Source organism: Fusobacterium necrogenes, assembly GCF_900450765.1.
In the GTDB taxonomy this organism is placed as follows: domain Bacteria; phylum Fusobacteriota; class Fusobacteriia; order Fusobacteriales; family Fusobacteriaceae; genus Fusobacterium_A; species Fusobacterium_A necrogenes.
This window is the reverse complement of the sequence record NZ_UGGU01000003.1, coordinates 1422562-1448078: the sequence shown is the minus strand read 5'-3', so window position 1 is coordinate 1448078 and position 25517 is coordinate 1422562. Positions and strand designations below refer to the sequence as shown.

The following is a 25517-nucleotide window of genomic DNA, read 5'->3' as shown; positions in this document are numbered from 1 at the left end:
AGAGAAAATTTTTTGTAAAATAGATAAAAAAGATATATAATAATAGCAGATAAAATGATACAAAAAGAGGTGGAAAAGTGAAAAAAATTATTATTATTGGAGGAGTTGCTGCTGGAATGAGTGCAGCTGCAAAAGCAAAAAGATTGAATTCAGAATTAGAGATAGTAGTATATGAAAAAACTAATATTGTTTCATGGGGAGCCTGTGGATTACCTTATTATGTAGGAGACTTTTATCAAGATGCTAATATAATGGTAGCCCGTGAACCTGAGCAATTTGCTAAGGATGGAATTAAAATAAAAAGTTTACATGAAGTTATAGATGTAGATATTAGTAAGAGAGAGGTAACTGTATTAGATAAAGAAAATGGGAGAGTTTTTAGTGATAATTATGATGAGCTAATAGTTACAACTGGTGCTTCAGCAGCAAAATTGGATATAAAAAATTCAGAAGTAAGAAATATTTTTAATTTAAAAGATTTTAGTGATGGAATAGAGTTAAAAAAGGAGATATTAAAGTCAGAAAATCAAAAGATTATAATTATAGGAGCTGGATATATAGGATTAGAGGCAGCTGAGGCAGTTATACATTTAGGGAAAGAGGTTAGAATTATTCAACATTCATCAAGAGTTTTGCTTGGGAGCTTTGATAAAGAGATTACTGACTTAATGGAAGAGGAATTAAATAAAACAGAAAAATTAAAGCTACATCTTAATGAAGGAGTGCAGGAGTTTTTATCTAAAGATGGAAAAGTGAGTGGAGTGAAGACAGATAAAGGAGAATATTTAGCTGATATCGTAATAGTAGCGATAGGAGTAAAACCAAATACAGATTTCTTGAAGGATAAAGGATTTGAGATGTTGAGAAATGGAGCTTTAATTATAGATGGAAAGGGGAAAACGAATGTAGATGGAGTTTACGCTGCTGGAGATTGTGCTAGTGTTTATCATAAAATAAGAAGGGAAAATGTGTATATACCATTAGCAACTACTTCAAATAAGATAGGAAGAGTTGTTGGTGAACATTTGGCAGGAGTAGAGATTGAGTTTAAGGGTACATTAGGTTCTGCTGCTATAAAAATTATGAATTTAGAAGCTGGTAGAACAGGAATAACAGAAGAAGAAGCAAAAAGCTTAAATATTCCATATGGAAGTGTATTTATAGAAGATGTAAATCAAACTTCATATTATCCTGGACAGGAGCCATTATATGCTAAATTAATTTTTCATAATGAAACAAGAGAAATACTTGGAGGACAATTAATAGGGAAAAAAGGAGCAGTATTGAGGGTAGATGTATTGGCTGCAGCTATTGATAAGAATATGACAATAGATGAATTAGGAATGTTAGATTTATGCTATGCTCCACCATTTTCCCTAACATGGGACACTTTAAATACTCTTGGAAATGTAGCCAAATCAAAGCTCAATAAAAAATAAAAAGTCCAGCTATTAAATTATTATTTTATAAAATTTATTATATTTTAATTATATTTTTCTTGAGAAAAATTAACATTTTTATAAAAATACTAGTTATAATTATAGTGGCTATTATAGCAGCTATACATGCAAAAATATACCATATTTCTCCTTTAGTGGAGTCAAATTTTTTGATATAGTTTGAATATTTTAATATGGCTGTCGAACTAATAGCTAATGGAAAAGTAAAAGAAGCATATATAGGCGTAAAATTAAGTCTAAATATTTTAAACATAGCTATATAGATGAGTGCTGTCATAAATAATCCCAATGGGAAGAGAAAATTAATTATAATTGGATTAGGATTACTAAAAGCTACTAAGTATCCAGCTAAACAAAGATTAGGTGGAGCAGCCATAATAGCAAATGTTGGTAATCTAGCTTCATCTATTCTTTCAACAAAGATTATTCTATAAAGCATCATTGGTAACATTATGATATAGAATATAAATCCTATGTAGAAAAGTGCATGTGATAGATGAGGCATTCCCATTGAATTTGAGTTAACACAAGCAACAACGATTCCAATAGGAGGAACAAACCAACTTGGAAGCATATGTTTAATATCCCAGTTTTTTAATCTATGATAGATAAAAGATATGGCAAATATGAGATGTAGTAATATACATAAAAACCAAAGTAGTTTACCTAATAAAAATGAGAAGTTGTATAGTATGGTTGAAAAATTCATTAGAGCCATATCAAGTGTAGGGATAAAACTACCTAAAGTTGGATGTTTTAATTCTTCTTTAAAAATTTCAAAATGAAGAAGATTTTTTATAATAATTGGGACTAGGAGAATTATTGAAATAAAATTTCCAATATATAAGAATGTAGGATTTAAAATTATAGATAAAACAGCACTAATTCCAGAAATTCCTAAAGCTAATCCTGTAAGAGCAACTGGTAGAGATTTCAAAATATCTTTAAAAAATGTCATAATTCTTCTCCTTTTTATAAAAAAATATTTTTGTTCATGTATTAATTATAATATTTTTTAATGAATAAATCTAGATAAAATTTCTAAAAAATTATAAAAGTTTGTTTTATAATAATAAAAAATTATTATAAAAGGGATTGTCTAAGCAATCCCTTTTATAGTTAACTTGTATGTATAATTATCGTTTTATTATTCTATGAGTTTATATGGTATAAAATAATAAACTAATCTAGAAGCAGTTGATTATAAAATTTAATAAAATTTAGATTTTCCAAATTTAACGCTCTTACTTTTAAATGGAAAGTAGATAAGATATGTAAGGATAATATATATCATTTCTACAACAATTATATAGTAAGGCCATTCTCCAAAGTAGTTAAGAGGTGATGAAAAATTTGGTAGTCTATTTACATATAGATAGTTAGTACCAAGAATATCGTTTATAAAATAAACTCCTAAAGATAGTAAATTAAGAGTAAAGAATGCCATAAAATATCCCCAAAGGGCTGGACGAAATCTAAAAAATATATAAGCATAAGCTACTGTAAATATTATATAAAAATGAGTAACAAAAAAACTTAATGTTATAAAATTAGGAAAAGAATATTTAATATCAGGAGTAATAATAGCAAAAACTGCTCCTAAGTTCCAATAAAAACATAGTTGAAATAATGTTTTAGAAGCACTAAGCATCATTAAAATACCAAATATTAGTGAAATATTACAAAGATGTAATGGTAGAAGTTCAAAAATTTGTTCTCCATTATACAAATATCTATATATAAGCTCAGCTAATTTTATACAAAAAATTATAATAGCCGAAATTTTTGCAAAATATCTTTTATTGAAAAAATTAGCTAGAAATAACAAAAATAAGAAAAATAAAAAAGTCATAAGAATCATCATGAAATGTTCAATACTAAATAATTTAAAAGTTTCCATATTACCTCCATTATTTATGAAACCCTAAGTCAGCAGGATTATAGTCTCCAGATATATATTCTATACTTCCTCCAGAAAGCTCAAATTTTTTTCTAGCTTCTATAACTTTTAGGATTAATTCTATAGTTTCACAAGGAAGTGTATCTTTTTTAAAAATTCCTTTAGACCAAAAGAATAAAACTAAATTACTATCACCATAAATATGTTTGTAATTTCCTTTTGTAGCAATATCAATAGCTAGTAAGAGTCCAAGTAATTCACCAAAGTTATTTGTTTTTTCTTTACCTAAATAGACATTTCCAAATTCATTAGAGGGATATCCATAAGAATTAAAATGGGTAAGTGAATTTCCTTTTTCATCAGTAATTCTTGTTTCTACTCCTATTCCTCTACCAGTTCCTGCATCAAAATATATTCCTATTGGAAGATTTTGTTGAATTTCTTTTTTTATCCCAGCTTTTTTTTCATAGTTAGCCCCTGTCTCTAACCAATTTTCACATTCGATTCTTGTAGAAAATGATTTATATCTAGCTTTTTTTCCATGAACTAAGTTTTTACATTCGTCCCATGTTTCAACAATTCCAGTAACTTTTTCATTTTCTAAAAAGTATGCATAAAATTTTTTTGTCACAACTTCCCTCCTAAGATTTCTTTATAAGGATATATTACCTCATAAAATAGAAATTTACAAATATTTTTAAAAGATATTAAAAAATAGTTGCACAAATCTAAGAATTATGGTAAAATAATTCCGATATTAAGAAAAGTTTTTGTAGGAAGGTGAAGATATGAAAAACGGAATTCATCCACAATATAATGTTGTAACTGTTGAGTGTACTTGTGGAGAAAAATTCGAAACAAGATCAACTTATGCTAGAGGAAGTGAACTTAAGGTAGCTGTATGCTCAAAGTGCCATCCATTTTATACTGGAAAGGCTAAGTTTATTGATGCAGCTGGAAGAGTTGATAAATTCAATAAGAAGTACAGCTTTGGAAAATAGTTTAAAAATAAGAAAGCAGGGTATAAGTATCCTGCTTTTTTTCTATAAAATATATTTAGATTAAAATATTTGTTTTTTCTTTTTTTAAAATTGTAGTATAATGGTAATAGAATAAATATTTATAGGAGGAAATAATGGCAGTAATAGAGATAAATCATCCATTAATTCAGCATAAGTTGACGATTATGAGAAGCATAGAAACAGATACTAAATCATTTAGGGAAAACTTAAATGAGATAGCAAAACTTATGACATATGAGGCAACAAAAAATTTGAAATTACAAGATAAAGAAGTTACAACCCCACTTATGACAACAATAGGGTGTGAGTTACAAGATAGACTAGCTATTGTTCCCATCTTAAGAGCAGGACTTGGAATGACAGATGGTATATTAGACCTTATGCCTACTGCTAAAGTTGGACATATAGGTGTATATAGAAATGAAGAAACTTTAGAACCGGTATATTACTATTGTAAACTTCCTGTAGATATTACATCTAGAAAGGTAATAGTTGTAGACCCAATGTTAGCTACTGGTGGTTCAGCTGTATATGCTATTGACTATTTAAAAAATAGTGGAGTAAAGGATATAATATTTATGTGTTTAGTAGCTGCTCCAGAAGGAATAGCAAAATTATTAAACAAACATCCTGATGTAGCTATATATACAGCTAAAATTGACCAAGGATTAACAGCAGAAGGATATATCTATCCAGGACTTGGAGATTGTGGAGATAGAATATTTGGAACTAAATAATTTATAGAGTTGGGGGCAAAAGCCCCCCTTTTTTATTATTAAAGAGAGTTTAATTCCTCAATAGTACTTCTTAGTATTTCAACTCCTCTATCTATATCTTCAAGTGAGCATTGAGCAAAGCTTAATCTAATATAGTTAGAAAAATCATTGGAAAAAACAACTCCTGGAATAATTTTAACTCCTTGTTTAATGAGTTTAAAATATACAGCTTCTCCAGTTATATTATTAGGAAGTTTTATCCAAAAAGAGAGCCCCCCTTGAGGTTTAGAAAAAGAAATTTTATCTATGTTTGAAAGTTTCTCAATGAGGAAGAGTTGTTTTTCTTTAAAATGAATTCTAAGTTTTTCAGTATACTCTTCCCAAATATTATTTTCTAAAAAATGTTGAAAAACCCTCTGATTTAATCCTGAAGTTGAAATATCTGAAGAGTATTTAGCTCGAACAATTTCATTGATAAGAGAGTTAGGAGTTATCATGAATCCAAGTCTAAAACCAGGCATAAAAACTTTTGAATAACTTTTTATATAGATTACTCGATTATTATTATCAAAATTTTTTAAAGGTAAAATTTTTTTATTAAAATATATATCTGAGCTGCTGTCATCTTCAAGAATATAAAAGTCATACTTTGCAGCTAATTTTAAAAGTTTTATTTTTTTCTTTTCAGATAGAGTTACTCCAGTGGGATTTTGAAATATAGGTATTGTATAGAGAAGTTTTATCTTATTAAATTTAAGAAAACTCTCTAATTCATCTAAATTGATTCCATCCTCTTCAATTGAAATCTTTTTTATAGATGCTCCACTATTTAAAAAACTATTTATAGCTCCCTTATATGTAGGATTTTCAATAACAACAATATCCCCACTTTGAATTAAAATTTGACTCAATAGATTAATTCCCTGTTGTGCTCCTGATATGATTTGAATATTATCTAAGTTTGTAAAAATATTAAAACTTTTTAAATTATTAACAATAGTTTTTCTAAAGTTGATATTTCCTTGTGGAACTTCATAGAGTAAGGCTTTTTCTCCATCGGTATCTAATATTTTATTAATACTATCTTTTAAAATTTCAATGGGGAAAAAATTACTTTTAGGAGATGCAGAAGAAAAATCAATTGTACAATTTTCATTGAAGTAATTATATTTAAAATCTTCATTTGCCATATAATCTTCAGAGTAAAAAATATGTTGATTCCTATTATTTTTTATAAAAAAACCACTCCCTTTTTTACTAGCAACATATTCATCTTTCTCTAATAGTTCATAAGCTTTTATTACTGTAAAAATACTTATATTAAAATCCTTTGCTAATTTTCTAATACTAGGAAGTTTAGATAAAATTTTTTTATCTTCAATATCTTTTTTTAAAAAGTTATATAGTTTTAAATATAGAGTATCTCCAGGAAATAGTTTTAAATTATTCATTACTTTTCTCCTTTTAAAATTGTTACGGTACAATTTTAGATGAAAAAATTGAATTTATAACAAAGATATGTAATAATACTTTTATAAATAATATAATTGTACCGGTACTCTTATTATAATATGAATATAAAAAATAATAAAGGGTGATAATTATGTCAAGATATGAGCTTAATAAAAATTTAGCACAGATGTTAAAAGGAGGAGTAATAATGGATGTTACTACTCCAGAGGAAGCAATTATAGCTGAAAAAGCAGGTGCTTGTGCTGTAATGGCTTTGGAAAAAGTTCCAGCTGATATAAGAAAAAATGGTGGAGTAGCAAGAATGTCAGACCCTAAGATGATAAAAGAGATTCAAAAAGCTGTTTCTATTCCTGTTATGGCAAAAGTTAGAATTGGACATTTTGTAGAAGCTCAAATATTAGAATCTTTAGAGATTGATTATATAGATGAGAGTGAAGTATTAACTCCAGCAGATGATAGATTTCATATAGATAAAACTAAATTTCAAGTTCCATTTGTATGTGGAGCAAAAAATTTAGGAGAAGCTCTAAGAAGAATACAAGAGGGAGCAAGTATGATAAGAACTAAGGGGGAACCTGGAACTGGTGATATAATAGAAGCTGTTAAACATATGAGAAGAATGAATGAAGAGATTAGAAGAATAGGTTCAGTGGAAGAGTCAGAGTTATATAATATAGCTAAGGAGTTAGGAGTTCCATATGAGTTATTAAAATATGTCTATGAAAATAAAAAGTTACCAGTAGTTAACTTTGCTGCTGGTGGAGTAGCTACCCCAGCAGATGCAGCTTTAATGATGCAATTAGGTTGTGATGGTGTTTTTGTAGGGTCAGGAATATTTAAATCAGGAGACCCAGCTAAAAGGGCAGCAGCAATAGTAAAGGCAGTAACTAATTTTGATAATCCTAAGATATTAGCAGAGGTATCAGAAGATTTAGGAGAAGCTATGGTAGGAATAAATGTCTATAGCTTAGAAGAGAAAGAAAAAATGTCTGATAGAGGTTATTAATTATGAAAATAGGAATTTTAGCTTTACAAGGAGCTTTTTTAGAACATAAAAAAATTTTGGATAAATTGGGAGTTACAAGTATATATATCAAAGAAAAATCTCAACTTGAAGAGATAGATGGAATAATTTTACCAGGTGGAGAGAGTACTGCTATGGGGAAATTAATGAAAGAGTTTGATTTACTAGAACCTCTAAAAGAGAAGATAAAAAATGGAATGCCAGTATTTGGAACTTGTTCAGGGTTAATTCTTCTAGCTAAAAAATTAGTTAATGATGATACAGTTCATTTAGGAGTAATGGATATAGCTGTAAAAAGAAATGGTTATGGTAGACAATTAGGAAGTTTTAAATATTTAGGAAGCATCAAAGGAATAGAAAAGAAAATAGAGCTGGTATTTATAAGAGCTCCATATGTAGAAACAGTAGGAGAAGAGGTTGAAATCTTAGGAGAAGTTGAAGGGAAAATTATAGCTGTAAAAGAAAAAAATATGTTAGGGATATCTTTTCATCCTGAGTTAACAGAGGATACAACATTACATAGATATTTTTTAAATATGGTAGAAAAAAATAAAAAATAATTATGATTTTAAAGAAGAAAAATTAAGGAGTGAACTGAAGTTTTAAAATTAACTACAGCACTTAAAAATTTTTCTTCTTTTTTCTTTTCTTTAGTTAATATAAGTGATAAAATTAAAAATAAAGATAAAGGAGAGAAGATGGGAGATAAGTTATCAGAGATATTAGCTCAAGGAGAGAAGAGAATAATAGGGCAAAATAGATATATAACCTCAGCTGTACTTATAGCTATTGTAGAAATAAATGCTAAAGAGTATATTATTTTAGAGAAAAGAGCTTTACATATTAGACAGGGAGGAGAGATATCTTTTCCAGGAGGGAAATTTGACAAAGAGGATATTACAACTGAATACACAGCTATAAGGGAGACTATTGAAGAGTTAGGGATAGCTAGAGAAAAAATAAAATTAAAAGGGAAATTTGGAAGTTTAGTAAGCCCTAATGGAATAATTATAGAAGTATATGTAGGATATCTAAATATTAAAAGTATAGATGAATTAAAGTATAATATTGATGAAGTGGAGAAGGTTTTTTTGATACCAATTAAATTTTTTCAAAATAATAACCCTAGAGTTGAGAAAATAGGATTAGAGAATAGACCATTATTTTCTACAAGTGAATTAAAATTACCAGCTAGATATGGAAACTCTTGGTTAGGAAGAGCTAGAGAGGTATATTTCTATAATTATCAAGGAGAGACTATCTGGGGGCTTACTGCAGAAATTATCTATGAATTTATAAATTTATATGGAGTATAAGTTTATTTTCTATTTAATAAAATATACAAATATGATAAAATACAAATGGAGATAAGTTTGCTTATATGGGAGGGGGAGTATTATGATTTTAAGTAGAGAAACAGCAGCAAGAGTGATAGAGGAATTAAAGCTACAAGGAAAAAAAGTAGTGTTTACAAATGGGTGTTTTGATATTTTACATGTGGGACATTTAAGATATTTAAATGATGCCAAAAAGCAGGGAGATGTTTTAATAGTTGGAGTAAATTCAGATGAGTCAGTAAGGAAATTGAAAGGACCAACTAGACCTATAAATAATGAAATAGATAGAGCAGAGATGTTATCAGGGCTAAAAGCAGTAGACTTTACTCTTATTTTTGATGAATTAACACCAATAGAAACTTTAGAAAAAATTAAACCATCTATTCATGTAAAAGGTGGAGATTATACAAAAGAGCAATTACCAGAAACTGCCACAGTAGAAAAAAATGGTGGAGAGGTAATAATCTTATCTTATGTTGAAGGAAAATCTACAACTAACATAGTAAATAAGATACAATTTAAAAATGAAAAGGAAGATGATGAGGGAGGAGAGAATGAATAAAATTCTCACATTTGATGAGTTGAATAATCTAGCAGAAAAATTAGCTGATTACTCTTGTAAAAATACAGTAATAGCTTTAATAGGAGATTTAGGTACTGGAAAAACTACATTCTCTCAACACTTTGCTAAAAGGTTAGGAATAGTTGAAAATATAAAAAGTCCAACTTTTAATTATGTATTAGAGTATTTAAGTGGAAGATTGCCTCTATATCATTTTGATGTGTATCGTCTAGGGGAAGCAGAAGAAGTATATGAGGTAGGGTATGAAGATTATTTAAATAGTGATGGTATACTTCTTATAGAGTGGGCTAATATAATAGAGAGTGAATTACCAAAGGAGTATATAAAGATAAAACTAAATTATCATGATGAGGATACTCGTGAAGTAGAATTGAGATATATAGGAAATGAAGCAAAAGAGAAGGAGATGTTAGAGTATGTTGGTTTTAGCTATTGATACAGCAACTAAGATAGGAAGCGTCTCTCTATTTGATGATAGAATAGGAGTTATTGGAGAGTTAAATCTTTATGTAAAAGTAAATCATTCAGCAGTTATTATGGAGATGATAGATAATCTTTTTAAGATGACAAAACTTTCTATAAAAGATGTAGATAGAGTGGCTGTAACTGTTGGACCTGGGTCTTTTACAGGAATAAGAATAGGGGTAGCTGTAGCTAAAGGGCTATGTTATGGAACAAAAAAAAGTATTGTAGGAATAAACGAATTAGATTTATTAGTTCAAAATACAGAGTGTGGAGAAGGGGTAATAGTTCCACTTTTAGATGCTAGAAAAGAGAGAGTATATTATTCAATTTATGAAAAAAAGGAAGATATAAAAAGAGTTTTAGAATATAAAGATGGAGAATTAAGGAATCTTTTAGAAGAGTTAGAAGGTAAAAATATGATTTTTTGTGGAGATGGAGCTATTGCATATGAAAAAATAATAAAAGAGGTATTAGGAGAGAAAGCAAAAATAGTTTCAAAAGGAAACTCTATACCTAGAAGTGTTTTAGCAGGGCAGATGGCTATTGATATGCAAGAAGATAATCTATATACACTAGAGCCATTTTATGTAAATAAATCTCAAGCAGAAAGAGAAAGGGAAGAGAGACTAAAGAGAAATTAATTTATTTTAAAATAGTTATGGGAAGAGATAATAGATAATTTAAGAGGTGAAGGAAATGTTAGTGAAAAAATGGAGATGTACAGTATGTGATGAGTTATTTGATTATGATAAAAAACCAGCAACTTGTCCAGTTTGTGGAGTAGGACAGGAGCTTTTTGAATTGGTAGAAGTAGAAGTATCAGAAAATTCTACTGCAAAAGAAATTGATGTAGTAATAATAGGAGGAGGAGTAGCTGCTGTAAATGTAGCTGATTCTATCAGTGCTAAAAATAAATTAGCAAAAATAACTATCATTTCAAAAGAAGGATACTTACCATACTATAGAACAAGACTTACAGAGATATTAGATAATGATATTCCAATGGAAAGAATGGAGATAAAAAAACAGTCTTGGTATGATGAGAGAAATATAAAAGTGATGTTAAATGAAGAAGTTACATCTATTTTAAATGGTGAAAAAGCTGTTATTCTTTCTAATAATGAAAAATTAAAATATGATTCGTTAGTAATAGCTACTGGAGCAAGATGTTTTGTTCCACCATTTGAAAATAAAGCTTTAGATGGTGTGAGGGTAATAAGAGAATTAAAAGAAACTCTTGAGATAAAAGAATTAGCTAAAAAATGTAAAAATGTAGTAGTGATTGGAGGAGGAGTTCTTGGATTAGAAGCTGCTTGGGGTCTAAAAAATCTTGGAGCTAATGTAACCGTATTAGAGGTTATGCCAAGAGTATTACCTAGACAATTAGACGAAAAGGGGAGCTTTTTATTAGAAAAAATTATAAAAACTTCAGGGGTAAATATTATGACTGGAGTAGAAATTAAAGGATTTGTTGGGGATAAAAAAGTAGAAAAGATTCTTTTAAAAGATGGACAAGAGATACAAGCAGAATTTGTTATTATAAGTGCTGGAATTTGTCCAAATGTAGAATTTGCTATGGCTTCAGGGATAAAGATAAATAGAGGTATATTAGTAAATGAGAGAATGGAAACATCCCTAAAAGATGTTTATGCTTGTGGAGATGTAGCTGAATTTAATACTAAAATAGTAGGTCTTTGGCAAGTAGCTATGGAGCAAGGAAAGGTGGTAGGAGCTAATATTTGTGGAGAAGAAAGGGTATATACTGAACAAATACAACCACTTAGCTTTGAAGGAATGAATACACAACTTCTTTCAATTGGAGAAATAAAATCTGAAGTTAAGTGCCAGGAGATAGTAGAAGATTATAATGAAACTGGAGATACATATATAAAACTTTTCTTTGAAAATGAGGTGTTGAAAGGAGCAATTTTAATAGGAGATACGTCTAAGTCGATATCTGTTATAAAGGGAGTTAGAGAAGGAGAGAAAAAAAATCAAATTATGATGAAAATTTATAATTAAGGCTTGATTTTTTTGAAAATTAAGGTAAAATTATAAATGAACAATTTCTAACTACTAAATTAAGAATTTTCAGAAATTAGGAGGAAGGATTGAATACTTTGATGGATTTAGATGATATGACATTTGCTGAAAATATTCGAAATGAGAAAGGGATTGTAATTTTGAATTTTATTGCAGATTGGTGTGGGCCATGTAAGATAATGAGTCCAATTTTAGAAACAATAGCAAAAGAAGAAAAAGTAAAAATATTTAAGGTAAATGTGGATAAAAGTCCAGATTTGGCTATTAAATTTGGAATAACAAGTGTTCCTGTTACAATGTTTATGAATTCTGGAAGTAAAATTTGCCAAATAAATGGGTTAAAATCTAAAGAAGAACTTAAAGAAAAATTATATGAATTAAGATGAGAAAAACTGACTGATTAGCTATAAACTATTCAGTCAGTTTTTATTTTTTTTAAGAAAAAGTAAAAAAAAATATATAAATTATTATATAAATATGGTATAATTACCTAATAATATTTAGTTTGGAGAGAGGACTGCAAGTATGAGAGATAGGATTAGATTGGCAATAGCATTTGTGGTTGTTTCGTTAACTATATTGGGAATAGATAAGGTTCCAATAGTGACAGAAATATCTAACTCAGGTGTAGAGCTAAAAAAGGAGAATGAAGGTTCTATTCTGGCTGGCACGGATGAGGTTGAAATAGATTTAGTGAATAATACTATGAAATCTAAAAATGGATTAAATCTCAAACAAGGAGACTTAGAATTAAAAGCTTATAATTTAAAAAGAGATATAGAAAGAAATAAGGCTTATATAAATGATGAATTGCAAACTCTTTTTTCAAATGAACAAGGAGATATTAGTTTACAATCTTTAAAGGGTGGAGAGGTTGCATTAGATGGAAGTGAAGGAACTTTTTACAATAACTTTGGATATTTAGAAGTAGGAAAAATAACTAGTGCTGAAAAACCAAATGACAGAATATATTTCGGTGGAGATAGGGTAGAGTATAAAGATAATAAAATATATATTAATGATGGTTGGTTAACAACTGATTATAATATAAATAAAACTAGAAATCCTAATAATGCAGGTTATCATTTATTAGTAAAAAGTATAGTAATAGAACCTGAAAAACAGATCACTTTAAAAAATAGTGATTTTTATGTAGAAAATAAAAGTAGGTTACCCTTTAGGTTTCCATGGTTTAGAACTAATATAAGACAAGGATCAGCAGTACCATTATTTCCAGAATGGGGAGATGATCAATATTATGGCTGGAATAGTACGTGGGGATTTTTATATGGTGATAGAGATGATAGATATATAGGAGGATTTGCTCCAAAATTTGCAGATAGGATGGGTTTTCTAATAGGAAGATGGGAAAATTGGTATAAAACTGATAGATTTGGTACTATAAAATTGGACATAGATGACTGGTTAGTATATTCAAAAGAAAAGAAAATAGATAGAGAAAATGCTACTGATGGGCAACTTTTATCAAATGAGGAAAGAAGTAAGAGATATAGAGTAAACTATACTCATGAATATGATGGAAACAAAGGAAAACTATATTTTAATGCTATTAATGCGACATATAATATGATTCCTAAATTAGATGATATAGTAATCGATTATACAAATAGAGGAAATAAGTTTGGAAAAACTGAAGAGGAAGGATTGAGACCTAATTTAACCAATACTATGAGTTTTTTTAGTATAGATGCTGATTTGAAAAATTTAGGAGAGAATAAAGATATTACTTTAAAAAGTAAGTTAAAACTTACTGATGATAAAAAAATATATGCTCTTATGGTGTATGATGATATTGATGATATCTCTTACGGAAGTAGTATAGATAATGATTTATTTAGTCAAGTAGAACTGACAAAAGATAATATTGATTATAGAGTTAGTGGCTACTATAATTATCTGTATGATATGGATCCAGGGTCAACTTTTAACGATACTCAATCAAGAGCTGAAGATTTTGGTTTTGAGTTTTTAGATAAAGATACTAAAATGGGCTTTACTTACGATGAAAAAACTGGAGATAGATTTAGAAAATTAGGACTTTGGGAACGAGATCCAAAACTCAACAATTTATTGACATATCAAAGTATGTATGGAAGAAATTTTAGAGCTAATTATTCTCCTAGTACAGTAAAAGAGTACAATAGGTTTGATACAAAAGATTTAAGAGTATCTTTCGGAGAATATAATTTCTATAGAGATTATAAAGTAAAAGTAGGGTATGATTACTATTCAGAGATCAAAGAGTTGGATTTAGGGAATGATCCATTGAGACTTACATTAAAAGAAAGGGAAGAACAAAATAAAGGAAACTCACTTGAGAATGTACCTATGGTTAATCAATTAATTAAGGGTAACTATAGAAGTAAACAATATAATAGATTTGAAGATATTATTTATAGTGATTTCGAGCAGCAAAGAGGATATGTAGATATTTTTGATGAAACTACAAAATTCTCATTTGCTAGTGGGCAAACTAAAGAGGAGTTCTGGGATAGAACTGGAATATATACCGTTGATGGATATAGAAAATATGTGAATGAATCAGATTTTTATGAGGTAACTGTTGAAAGAAATGAGATAGATTTAGATGGTTTTGGAGAACTTGCTCTATTTGGAGGAGTAAGATATGATGAGTATAGTAAGGGATATAATCCATATAGTAATAATGGAAAAGGAAATTATGTAAGTGGAGAGGACTCAACTTTAAGAACTCAATTAAAATTAAACCATACTATGACTCTATTTAATAATGAAGATAATATCAATAGAAATATAGATTTATCTATGGCTAATGATTTAACTCTATTCTATCAAAAATATGATTATGATTCTGGAAGTATAAATTTTGGTAATGAAATAGATGGAAGAAGTGCTGAGTATATAAGATTAAAAAATAAAGATAATATTTATCAAGTAGTTGATACAGTTAGCACAACAATAGGAAATACTGAAACTATCTATACAATAGATTATAAAAGAGCAGAGAATCCAGCTACTAATGAGTTAAATAATGAAGTTATAAAAAATAATTTAGATTTTAAAATAGATGGGGATAAATCTTTGAGTTTTAATTATGGTCAAGATAGAAAGTATACAGATGAGACATTGAATAGAGAAAACTATAATTATTATACTTTTAGAGACTATGGAGTTACTTATTACTTAGATGGACATAAATTAGCATATCAACATAATGGAATAAATTCAAAAATTTTCAATATAGATCCTAAGTATAATAATGGGTTAAGTATAGATAATGCTAAAGAAAAAATTAGATTAAATACATATTCTTATGAATATATTTTTGGTGATAATAAATTAGGATTAGATTTTAGTGAAGGTAGAGATAGTAGAAAAAACTACATTACTTTTGAAAAAGAATTAGATGTAAAAAATCAGATCTATGGAATTTCTTTTTTAGATGGAAGAAATGAGATAGAAAATTATTATAGGGCAACCTATGAAATTTATAATCATAATGAACCTAATGCTAAAAATTTAATTTTAGACGGAAAATCATATAATAGTCAGAACTCTGATGTGGTATCATTTAGATATGAATATAGAGATAAGAGATTTACAGATGATGAATTAAAAAAATATGCTGAAATAGAATATGATAAAGATTCCGTTTCACTTACTCCGCAAGAGATATATAGAGTAAGAGATATTCTAAGAAATAGAGAAAGGAATCATGTAGATTTTAAATTAAATAGAAATATATATGATGAATTTACAAATATAGCTGAATATAAACGTAACTTTAAAGTAAATCTGATGTTACAAAGGAATGAAGCTAGATATGAAAGAACAGGTGATTATTGGGCTTCGCTTAAAGAGATACAAGCAGGAGTTTTTTATTCTCAAAATAGATTCGGTATTGGTTATCAAGTCGATGAAAGTGCTGATTGGAGAAATAGTAAATGGACTAAAACTGATAGGGAGCATAAAATTAGTCTAGTTACAAAATTAGGAAAGCCTAGTGAAGGGTGGACATTAAAAGCCTATGGTAAGTTTTATGAAGATTTGACAAATATGATAAAGGATGATGAGAGAAGAAGAAAATCATCACTTGATGGGTTAGGAATAGAGATAGGAAAAGAGATGGGGTACTATCAATGGTCTTTAGCTTTTGAAAAACAATATGTTCTAAGTGCTAAAGATTATGAATGGAGAGCAGCTCTTCAATTTACACTACTCACATTCCCAAGTAATCCAATATTTGGTATTGGTGCTGATACTGATGCCAAAAAGCATACTAAACCACAGACTTATATGTTTGATGGATTAGAAGTAGAAGATGTAGTAGATTAGTAAAAAATAAAAATTGATGATAAGGAGGAATAAAGATGAGAGTAATATTACCAGATGGAGACGCAAAAGAGTTTGAAGGAAAGGTAAACTTATTTACGATAGCTAAAAGTGTAAGTAATTCTCTTGCTAAAAAAGCAATTGCAGCTAGAGTAAATGATGAATTAGTAGATATGTCAACTGTATTAAATGAAGTAGAAGTTAGAGTAGAGTTTATAACTCCAGAAACAGAAGAGGGAGAAGAGATAATAAGACATTCTACTGCCCATCTTATGGCACAGGCTGTAATTAGATTATTTCCAGGAACAAAAGTAGCTATAGGACCAGCTATTGAAAATGGATTTTATTATGATTTTGATCCAAAAGTACAATTTACAGAAGAAGATCTAGCTAAGATAGAAGCTGAGATGAGAAAAATTGTGAAAGAAAATGAAAAAGTTGAAAGAATAATGATGACTAGAGAAGATGCTATAAAGCACTTTGAAGAATTAGGGGAAGAATATAAAGTAGAAATTATAAAAGAGATAGCTCAAGGTGAAATGTTGTCTTTCTATAAACAAGGAGAATTCATGGATTTATGTAGAGGACCACATGTACCATCTACTTCATATTTAAAAGCTTTCAAATTAAAATCAGTAGCAGGAGCTTATTGGAGAGGAAATTCTGATAATAAAATGCTACAAAGAATATATGGATTTGCTTTTGCTGATGAAAAAAGATTAAAAGATTATTTAACTTTATTGGAAGAAGCAGAAAAAAGGGATCATAGAAAATTAGGAAAAGAATTAGATTTATTCTTTGTAAGTGACTATGGGCCTGGATTTCCAATATTCTTACCAAAAGGAATGGCGATAAGAAATACACTTATTGATTTATGGAAGAAAGAACATACTCTTGCTGGATATACAGAGATTATGACTCCAATTATGTTAAATAGAGAGCTATGGGAAATTTCAGGACACTGGTTTAATTACAGAGAAAATATGTATACATCGACAATAGATGAAACAGATTTTGCAATCAAACCAATGAACTGTCCAGGTGGAGTAATTACTTATAAACATCAGTTACACTCATATAAAGATTTACCAATCAGATGTGGGGAATTAGGAACTGTACATAGACATGAATTTTCAGGGGCATTACATGGACTTATGAGAGTTAGATGTTTCACTCAAGATGATGCACATATATTTATGACTCCAGAGCAAATAGAAGATGAAATTATAGGGGTAGTAAACTTAATAGATAAATTCTATAGTAAGTTATTTGGATTTGAGTATCATATAGAATTATCTACAAAACCAGAAAAAGCTATTGGTTCTGATGAGATTTGGGAAAAAGCTGAATCGGCTCTTGCTGCAGCTTTAGATAAGATAGGAAGACCATATAAATTAAATCCTGGAGATGGAGCTTTTTATGGACCAAAATTAGACTTCAAAATTAAAGATGCTATTGGAAGAACTTGGCAATGTGGAACTATCCAATTAGACTTCAACTTACCAGAAAGATTTGATATAAGCTACATAGGTGAAGATGGAGAGAAACATAGACCAGTTATGATTCATAGAGTTGTTTATGGTTCTATTGAAAGATTTATAGGAATCTTAATAGAGCACTATGCTGGAGCTTTCCCATTGTGGTTAGCACCTACTCAAGTAAAAGTTTTAACTATTAATGATGAAACAAAACCTTATGCTGAGGAAATTTGTAGAATTTTACTAGAGAGAGGAATAAGAGCAGAGCTAGATGATAGAGCAGAATCTATTGGATACAAGATAAGAGAAGCTAATGGAAAATATAAAGTTCCTGTTCAATTAATCATTGGTAAAAATGAAGTTGAAAATAGAGAAGTTAATATTAGAAGAAGAGGTTCTCAAGAGCAAACTTCTATGAAACTTGATGAGTTCTTAGATATGATTATTGACGAAGCTCAAGTAAAATTTGATAAATAATTTTTAAAATTTAATTTAAAATGTTATAATAAATAAAATAAATCAAGAATGACTTTCGTTCAAAGAATAAAGAGCAAGTATGGCTTAATTCACTAAAAACACAAAACTCGACTTTGTCTCAAACAGTTGTGTTTTTTAGCGTTTATTTTCGCTGACTTGCTCTATTTATTCTTTTCAATCTTTGTCATTCTTGAATTTTTATATTCCTAATAAATTTCTTAAGTTGAAATCAAAAATAGGAGGTAAAAATGTATTTAGATAAAAATATAAGGCTTATCTTAAATATCTTACAAAAAAATGGACAAGGATATATTGTTGGAGGATATGTGAGAGATGTTCTTTTAGGTCTTGAACCAAAGGATTGTGATTTTGTTACAGATATAGAGTATGAGAAGTTATTAAATATTTTTAGTGAATATTCTCCTAAAGAGATAGGAAAACATTTTGGGATTATTCAGATAAAAATTGATGGAGCACACTATGAGATAGCTAAGATGAGACAGGATAAAGGGATTCCAAAAGATAGAAAGGAACAGGAGATAGAGTTTACAGAAAATATTTATGAGGATTTAAAAAGACGTGATTTTACTATCAATGCAATAGCTTTTGATGGAGAGAAATTTTATTATGGAGATAGTGATTCACAAAAAGACATAGAGAATAAAACTTTGAGATTTGTAGGAGAATGTAAAAAAAGAATAGAGGAAGACCCACTTAGAATATTGAGATACTTTAGATTTTTAGCTACTAAAGATTTAAAATATTTAGATGAAGATGTTGAAGAAATTTCAAAGTATAGAGAATTATTACAAAACCTTTCAGTTGAAAGGATAAGAGAAGAATTTGATAAAATAATAACTGGAAAAAATGCCTACAATATTTTAAGAATATTATCTGATAAAAAAATATTGGAGATAATTATTCCTGAATGGAAAGATTGTAGAGGATTTAATCAGAGGAACATTCATCATATCTATACTGTAGATGAGCATATTCTACAAGCTTTAAAAGAAACTGATATGGACTTAATTACAAGACTAGCAATTTTTTTTCATGATATAGGAAAGCCTAAATGTTTTTCATTAGGAGAAGATGGGAAAGGACATTTTTATAATCATGAATTAATTTCAGCTGAAATAGCTAAAGAGATAATGGAAAGATTAAGGTATGATAAAAATAGTATAGAGAAAGTATATAGGATTATACAATATCATCTAGTTTACGGGATAGACAATGAAGAAAAATTTATAAAAAAGATGATGAATAGATTAGAAAAAGAGGATATGTTAAGATATTTTCAGGTATTAAAAGCGGATAGAAAAACTCATAGACCTCCCTATAACTTCGAACAGATAGAGAGATTAGAAAAAATCTATCAAGATATTGTAAAAAAGCAGTTACCTATTTCAATAAAAGATTTAAATATAAGTGGAAAAGAGTTATTAGAAAATGGTTTTAAACAAGGAAAAAATATCGGAGAAGTACTAAAATATTTATTAAATCAAGTACTAGAATATCCAGAATGCAATACTCAAGAACAATTATTAAAATTAGCTTTGGAGTATAAAAAAGGAAGAGAATAGCTAAAAGCTCAACTCTTCCTTTTAATTTTAAATAAGTTCCATTCCTTTTTTCACTTTAAGGATAGTTTCATTGTCTAATAATTTTTCAGCCAGTGCAAAAGCAAAATTTAAAGCTAGTCCAGCTCCCATTCCAGTAATAAGATTTCCATCGGTAAAAGCTTTACTTCCATTGTAATTATATCCCTTCATTTCTTCTACAACAGAAGAGTGACAAGTTAATTCCTTACCTAAGAAAACATTATTTTTAGCTAAAACGGTAGGAGCACCACAAATAGCTCCAACAAATTTATTATTTTCAACATAATATTTTAATACTTTTCCAACTTCTTGAGATTCTCCAAGGTTAACATATCCAGGATATCCTCCAGGAAGAATAATCATATCTCCATCTGTAATATCTTTTTCTTTAAGAGTAGTATCGCTAATAACAGGTACTTTTTGTGCTGAAGTAACCTCTCTATTATCAGTAATAGAAACAGTAACAACTTCAGCTCCACCTCTTCTAAGAACATCCACAGGAGTCATAGCTTCAATTAATTCAAAACCTTCTGCTAAAAGCACATAAACCTTTTTAGACATAATAACCTCCTAGTTGTTTTCAACAGTTAGTTTACCTTGTTTAATCATAGCAAGTACAAATTGATGGGCATCTACAACAGCATTACAATAAGCCGATTTAGTTTCTCCTTCAAAAAAAGCATTTAAAAGAACTTGCTGTTGTTCTTCAATATTTACTTTCAATTCATCAACAGTAATAAGACCTTTTTTATACTCATCAACAAGGGCGTCATATACTGTATCGAATGTAGATTCATATAAATTTTCTTCCCAAGTTTCAAAAACTGACATATTTATTCACCTCAAATTTAAAATTTCTAACATAAATATCTTACCATTTCTTAGTAAAATTGTCAACTTTATTCCCTACGATTAGAATTCTATTTTTTTACAACTCTCTCTAAGAATAAGTGTTGAAGGAATAGTAACAAAAACTGGAAATTCACGTGATGTACTATATCTATCTAATAATAATTTTAATCCAAAAGAACCTAGAAATTCTGAATTTATATGAACTGTTGAGAGAGATGGATAAACAAATTCAGCAGCTGGAATATCATTAATACTAAAAATAGAAAGTTGTTTAGGAACTAAAATATTGTTTTCATGACAAGCTTTTAGAACACCAATAGCTAAAGAGTCATTTGCAACAAATATAGCTTCAGGAAGATTGTTATCTTTAATAATTTTAGTCATAGTTTCATATCCAGAATTACTTGAAAATTCATTACCTAGATAAATGTATTTTTGATATTCTAATTTGTTTAAAATACAGTAATTTATATATGCTTTTTCTCTCTCATCTTTTGTATTAGAAAAATCTCTAGCTCCAATATACCCAATTTTTTTAAATCCACATTTAGTAAAGTATACAAGAATAGATTTTGTAATTTCTTCTAGGTCAATGCTTAGGGTATCAAATTTGGTATTTTGTTTTTTTTGATCTAACAATAAAATATTAGGAGTAATTTTTTCAAATTCTTTTAATATACAGTCGCTATGAGAGCCAATAGCAATAATTCCACTAACATTTTTAACTGTTGAAATATCATTTTCATAATAAAAGGAAACCTTTATATTTTGTAATTGAGCTTCATTTTTTATACCATACTTTATAGAAAGGTAATAAGGGTCATTAATTTCATCTCTTTCTGAGAATGAAGCAACTACAGCAAATTTAACAGTAGAAGTAGTAGTACTCTTATTATTTTTTTTTGAAAAATTATAATTAAGTTGTTGTGCAACTTCAAGAACTCTTTTTTTAGTAGTTTCTTGGACATTTAAAGAAACATCATCATTTAATATACGTGATATAGTAGATTGTGAAAGTTTAGTAATTTCACTAATTTCTTTTAAAGTAGCCATAATAATCCTCCAAGTGTAATATAACATTATTATAACATAAAAATATGATAAATATAACAAAATGATTTTTAGTAAAAATTTAGTAAAAATTATTTGACTTTTTGTAGTAAAACATATATACTTAAAATAAGATAAATATTTAAAAAATGAACAAAAAAAATATTAAAAGTACAAGAGGTGTAAGAATGAAAAATTGGGAAAATTTTAAAAAAACAAATGAAAATAGAATGACTCCAAGAGCATACTTTTTTTCTTATAGTTCTATTAAAAAAGCTCTTACATATCAAAGAGCAAATAGTAATGAATTTATGTTATTAAGTGGAAAATGGAATTTTAATTTTTATGAGAATCCAATGTTAGTTCCAGAAGAATTTTATAGTTCTAAAATGACTGATTGGGCAAAAGTAAATGTTCCAAGCATATGGCAAATGGAAGGTTATGGAAAGTTACAATATACAGATGAAGGGTTTCCATTTCCAGTAGATGTTCCGTTTGTACCAACTGATAATCCTACAGGAGCATACCAAAGAACTTTCTTCTTAAATGAAAGATGGGAAGATAAACAAGTTATAATTAAATTTGATGGAGTAGAGACTTATTTTGAAGTATATATAAACGGAAATTATATAGGATTTAGTAAAGGAAGTAGACTAACAGCTGAATTTGATATTACTAAATATTTAGTAAAAGGAGAAAACTTAATTTCTGTAAAAGTTTTACAATGGGCAGATTCAACTTATATTGAAGACCAAGACATGTGGTGGACAGCTGGAATATTAAGAGATATTTACTTAATAGGAAGAGAAAAAGTTCATGTAAATGATTTTTTTGTAAAAACTAAGTTTGATGAAAAATATGAAGATGCTACATTTACTTGTGATGTTACTTTAGAAAATGTAACTGGAGAGATAAGTAAAAATAACACACTTCAATATAGATTGTTAGATGGGGATGTTGAAGTATTTAGAGGAAGAATAGAAAATATAGATGTAGATATTACAACAGAGGTAAAAATTAAAGAGGAAGTTAAAGCACCTAAGAAATGGGATGCTGAAAATCCAAATCTATACAACTTAGTATTAGAATTAATTGATGGAAATGGAGAAGTAAAAGAGATTATTCCTCAAAGAGTAGGATTTAGAGAAATTGAAGTAAAAGATGGAATTTTCTATGTAAATGGAAAATATTTAAAACTTCATGGGGTAAATAGACATGATGATGACCCAGAGAGTGGAAGAGCTATCAATATGGATAGAGCAGTAAAAGATATTGAGTTAATGAAATTACACAATGTTAACTCTGTAAGAACTTCTCACTATCCAAATGATCCAAGATTCTATGAGTTATGTGATATCTATGGATTATTTGTAATGGCAGAAACTGACTTAGAGTCACATGGATTTGCTAACATAGGAAATATCAGTAAAATAACTGATGATATTGAATGGAAAGAAACTTATGTAGATAGAATAGAAAGACATGTTCATGCTCAAAAGAACCACCCAAGTATAATCATGTGGTCATTAGGAAATGAGTCTGGTTATGGAGTAAACATAAGAGCTATGTACCATAAGGCAAAAGAGATAGATGAGACAAGACTTGTACATTATGAAGAAGATAGAGATGCTGAAGTAGTAGATGTTATTAGTACTATGTATTCAAGAGTACAAATAATGAATCATTTTGGAGAGAACCCTCATCCAAAACCAAGAATTATATGTGAATATGCTCACTCAATGGGTAATGGACCTGGAGGACTTCAAGAGTATCAAAATGTATTCGATAGACATAGATGTTTACAAGGACATTTTATTTGGGAATGGATTGACCATGGAGTATTAGATAAGACTATAAAAGATAAGAAAGTTTATAGATATGGAGGAGATTTTGGAGACTATCCAAATAATAATAACTTCTGTATGGATGGAATGTTATTATCTGACCAAACTCCTACACAAGGATTAGTAGAATATAAACAAGTAATATCACCAGTTAAAATTAGAGAGAAAGAAGTAGGAAGATATGAAGTAGAGAATAGATACTGGTTCTCAAATTTAGATGATATTACAATTCATGCACAAGTAGTAGCTGAAGATGAAGTTTTAACTGAGAAACTATATAAGATAACAGGATTAAATCCAGAGGGAAAATCAGAAATAGTTGTAGATATTCCAGAAGATAATAGGGAATTATTTGTAAACTTTAAAGTTAAAAAAGATAGTAAAACACTTTATGCACCAGAAAATTATGAAATTGGAGTTTATCAATTCAAAATACATGATAGAAAATTTGTAGAAGCTAAATACGAAAATTATAATGCAACTGAATTAGAAGTTATAGAGGATAGATTAGAATATAAAATTATTGGATCAACTTTCCAAGTAACTTTCTCAAAAGTAAATGGACAACTTGTTTCATGGATAGATAATGGTGAAGAAATAATAGGAAGAGCTCCAAAAATTAATTTCTTTAAACCTGTGATTGATAATCATGAGCAAGAATATGATGATTTATGGCATCCAAATCATTTACAAATTATGCAAGAACACTTCAGAGCTATGGAAGTTATAAAAGAAGAAGGAAAAGTTTTAGTTAAAGTTAATTCATTAATAGCTCCACCAGTATTTGACTTCGGAATGAGATGTGAGTACATTTATGAAATAGCTAAAGAGGGACAAATTAATGTAAAACTATCTGGTAAAAAATATGGTGGATATGATGATATAATTCCTAAGATAGGATTTGAAATTGGAATTAATAAAGATTTCCAAACAGTAAAATACTATGGAAGAGGACCAGAAGAAAATTATCAAGATTCTTGTAAATCAAATATCATAGGAGTATATAAAAATACTGTAGATGGAATGTTCTTTAATTATCCTTATCCACAAGATAATGGTAATAGACAAGATACAAGATGGTTCTCATTAACAAATCACTATGGAAAAGGAATTTTTGTAATCGCTAAAGATGCAATAAACTTTAGTGCATGGAATTATACTCAAGAGAATATTCATGAAGCTACACACACAGATAAATTAGTTGAAGCAGATTATATAACACTAAACATAGACCATAAAGTTTTAGGATTAGGTTCAAACTCTTGGGGTTCTGAAGTTTTAGATAGTTATAGAGTATACTTTAGAGATTTTGAATATAGCTTTACTATGTTACCATTTGATAAATGGAATAATAACGAAGTTACTCTTTCAAAATTTGAATACTAATAGTTAGGGGGATAAACGATGTTAAAATTAAACTCATTTGATGAATTTAAAAGTATATTTAGAACAGGAAAAAAATGGATAAGATGTGCAGAAGCAATCAATAATATTCCAAATATTCAAGAAAATGTATATTACAGCATTGGAGACTCTTTAGCGTATATGATAACTGAATCTAAAGCTGAAGACAAATTTTGTGGTCATAGAAGATATATGGATATATTCTACTATTTAGAAGGAGGAGAAGAGATAGAGATAGCTCCTAAATCAGAATTAGAGTTAGTAGAAAAATATTCTGATGAAACAGACAGAGAATTTTTTACTGGAAATGGTAAAAAATTAGATATGAAGCAAGGAGAAATGATTATTGTTGAAATTAATGAGGCAGTAAAATGTTCTGGAAATGCTAAAAAAGTAATTATCAGAGTTACTGTTGAAGATAATTATTTCTTAAATAAATAATTAGGAGGAATGAAA

The 25517-nt window shown here is 28.5% G+C and carries 23 protein-coding genes; 16 read left to right on the top strand and 7 right to left on the bottom strand.

Annotated features, from left to right (window positions below; genetic code table 11):
• Positions 1-77 precede the first annotated feature (77 nt).
• Positions 78-1439, top strand: a complete 1362-nt coding sequence (locus DYA59_RS06805; protein ID WP_115270656.1) for a CoA-disulfide reductase — start codon at positions 78-80, stop codon at positions 1437-1439.
• A gap of 37 nt (positions 1440-1476) precedes the next feature.
• On the opposite strand, the gene DYA59_RS06800 is transcribed toward DYA59_RS06805, so the two are convergent.
• From DYA59_RS06800 to DYA59_RS06790, 3 genes are all read right to left on the bottom strand, one after another.
• Positions 1477-2418: a TDT family transporter gene (locus DYA59_RS06800; RefSeq protein WP_115270654.1), complete on the bottom strand. Its 942-nt coding sequence runs from the start codon at positions 2416-2418 to the stop codon at positions 1477-1479.
• A 252-nt stretch (positions 2419-2670) separates the two neighbouring features.
• Positions 2671-3360 (bottom strand): TMEM164-related integral membrane acyltransferase, encoded by a 690-nt coding sequence (locus DYA59_RS06795; RefSeq protein WP_115270652.1) that lies wholly within the window; start codon positions 3358-3360, stop codon positions 2671-2673.
• A gap of 10 nt (positions 3361-3370) precedes the next feature.
• Positions 3371-3991 carry a ribonuclease H family protein gene (locus tag DYA59_RS06790; RefSeq protein WP_115270650.1) on the bottom strand — a complete coding sequence of 207 codons (621 nt, stop codon included), beginning with the start codon at positions 3989-3991 and terminating at the stop codon, positions 3371-3373.
• A gap of 157 nt (positions 3992-4148) precedes the next feature.
• Between DYA59_RS06790 and rpmE the strand changes: the two genes are divergently transcribed.
• The gene (gene rpmE, locus DYA59_RS06785; RefSeq protein WP_115270648.1) at positions 4149-4361 is read left to right on the top strand and encodes a 50S ribosomal protein L31; all 213 of its coding nucleotides are present in this window, start codon (positions 4149-4151) and stop codon (positions 4359-4361) included.
• 134 nt (positions 4362-4495) lie between these two features.
• Positions 4496-5119: a uracil phosphoribosyltransferase gene (upp, locus tag DYA59_RS06780; protein WP_115270646.1), complete on the top strand. Its 624-nt coding sequence runs from the start codon at positions 4496-4498 to the stop codon at positions 5117-5119.
• Between the two features lie 38 nt (positions 5120-5157).
• Here upp and pdxR read toward each other — a convergent pair whose 3' ends face one another.
• Positions 5158-6549: a MocR-like pyridoxine biosynthesis transcription factor PdxR gene (pdxR, locus tag DYA59_RS06775; RefSeq protein WP_115270644.1), complete on the bottom strand. Its 1392-nt coding sequence runs from the start codon at positions 6547-6549 to the stop codon at positions 5158-5160.
• Between the two features lie 152 nt (positions 6550-6701).
• Between pdxR and pdxS the strand changes: the two genes are divergently transcribed.
• From pdxS to DYA59_RS06720, 11 genes are all read left to right on the top strand, one after another.
• On the top strand, positions 6702-7577 hold the full coding sequence (pdxS, locus tag DYA59_RS06770) for a pyridoxal 5'-phosphate synthase lyase subunit PdxS (protein WP_115270642.1): 876 nt from the start codon (positions 6702-6704) through the stop codon (positions 7575-7577).
• A 2-nt stretch (positions 7578-7579) separates the two neighbouring features.
• Positions 7580-8155 (top strand): pyridoxal 5'-phosphate synthase glutaminase subunit PdxT, encoded by a 576-nt coding sequence (gene pdxT / locus DYA59_RS06765; RefSeq protein WP_115270640.1) that lies wholly within the window; start codon positions 7580-7582, stop codon positions 8153-8155.
• 138 nt (positions 8156-8293) lie between these two features.
• Positions 8294-8911, top strand: coding sequence for an NUDIX hydrolase (locus tag DYA59_RS06760; RefSeq protein ID WP_115270638.1), 618 nt, complete (start codon positions 8294-8296; stop codon positions 8909-8911).
• An 82-nt stretch (positions 8912-8993) separates the two neighbouring features.
• Positions 8994-9494 carry a D-glycero-beta-D-manno-heptose 1-phosphate adenylyltransferase gene (gene rfaE2 / locus DYA59_RS06755; RefSeq protein ID WP_115270636.1) on the top strand — a complete coding sequence of 167 codons (501 nt, stop codon included), beginning with the start codon at positions 8994-8996 and terminating at the stop codon, positions 9492-9494.
• A complete protein-coding gene (tsaE, locus tag DYA59_RS06750; protein WP_115270634.1) occupies positions 9487-9951 on the top strand; it encodes a tRNA (adenosine(37)-N6)-threonylcarbamoyltransferase complex ATPase subunit type 1 TsaE in 465 nt (154 codons plus the stop codon). The genes rfaE2 and tsaE overlap by 8 nt, the downstream gene beginning before the upstream one ends.
• Positions 9932-10621 (top strand): tRNA (adenosine(37)-N6)-threonylcarbamoyltransferase complex dimerization subunit type 1 TsaB, encoded by a 690-nt coding sequence (gene tsaB, locus DYA59_RS06745; protein ID WP_115270632.1) that lies wholly within the window; start codon positions 9932-9934, stop codon positions 10619-10621. The genes tsaE and tsaB overlap by 20 nt, the downstream gene beginning before the upstream one ends.
• Before the next feature lie 55 nt (positions 10622-10676).
• A complete protein-coding gene (locus DYA59_RS06740; RefSeq protein WP_115270630.1) occupies positions 10677-12002 on the top strand; it encodes an FAD-dependent oxidoreductase in 1326 nt (441 codons plus the stop codon).
• An 89-nt stretch (positions 12003-12091) separates the two neighbouring features.
• Positions 12092-12409 carry a thioredoxin family protein gene (locus tag DYA59_RS06735; RefSeq protein ID WP_115270628.1) on the top strand — a complete coding sequence of 106 codons (318 nt, stop codon included), beginning with the start codon at positions 12092-12094 and terminating at the stop codon, positions 12407-12409.
• Between the two features lie 139 nt (positions 12410-12548).
• Entirely contained in the window at positions 12549-16358 is a 3810-nt protein-coding gene (locus DYA59_RS06730) for a hypothetical protein (RefSeq protein WP_115270626.1), read from the top strand.
• 35 nt (positions 16359-16393) lie between these two features.
• The gene (gene thrS, locus DYA59_RS06725; protein ID WP_115270624.1) at positions 16394-18310 is read left to right on the top strand and encodes a threonine--tRNA ligase; all 1917 of its coding nucleotides are present in this window, start codon (positions 16394-16396) and stop codon (positions 18308-18310) included.
• Between the two features lie 248 nt (positions 18311-18558).
• Positions 18559-19893, top strand: coding sequence for a CCA tRNA nucleotidyltransferase (locus DYA59_RS06720; protein ID WP_115270622.1), 1335 nt, complete (start codon positions 18559-18561; stop codon positions 19891-19893).
• 27 nt (positions 19894-19920) lie between these two features.
• Here DYA59_RS06720 and DYA59_RS06715 read toward each other — a convergent pair whose 3' ends face one another.
• From DYA59_RS06715 to DYA59_RS06705, 3 genes are all read right to left on the bottom strand, one after another.
• The gene (locus DYA59_RS06715; protein ID WP_115270620.1) at positions 19921-20472 is read right to left on the bottom strand and encodes a DJ-1 family glyoxalase III; all 552 of its coding nucleotides are present in this window, start codon (positions 20470-20472) and stop codon (positions 19921-19923) included.
• Positions 20473-20481: 9 nt separating this feature from the next.
• Entirely contained in the window at positions 20482-20742 is a 261-nt protein-coding gene (locus DYA59_RS06710) for a hypothetical protein (RefSeq protein WP_115270618.1), read from the bottom strand.
• Between the two features lie 81 nt (positions 20743-20823).
• Positions 20824-21816, bottom strand: coding sequence for a LacI family DNA-binding transcriptional regulator (locus DYA59_RS06705; RefSeq protein WP_172606959.1), 993 nt, complete (start codon positions 21814-21816; stop codon positions 20824-20826).
• 185 nt (positions 21817-22001) lie between these two features.
• On the opposite strand from DYA59_RS06705, the gene ebgA reads away from it, so the two are divergent.
• Entirely contained in the window at positions 22002-25043 is a 3042-nt protein-coding gene (ebgA, locus tag DYA59_RS06700) for a beta-galactosidase subunit alpha (RefSeq protein WP_115270614.1), read from the top strand.
• Positions 25044-25061: 18 nt separating this feature from the next.
• On the top strand, positions 25062-25502 hold the full coding sequence (locus DYA59_RS06695) for a beta-galactosidase subunit beta (protein WP_115270612.1): 441 nt from the start codon (positions 25062-25064) through the stop codon (positions 25500-25502).
• Positions 25503-25517: the final 15 nt, after the last annotated feature.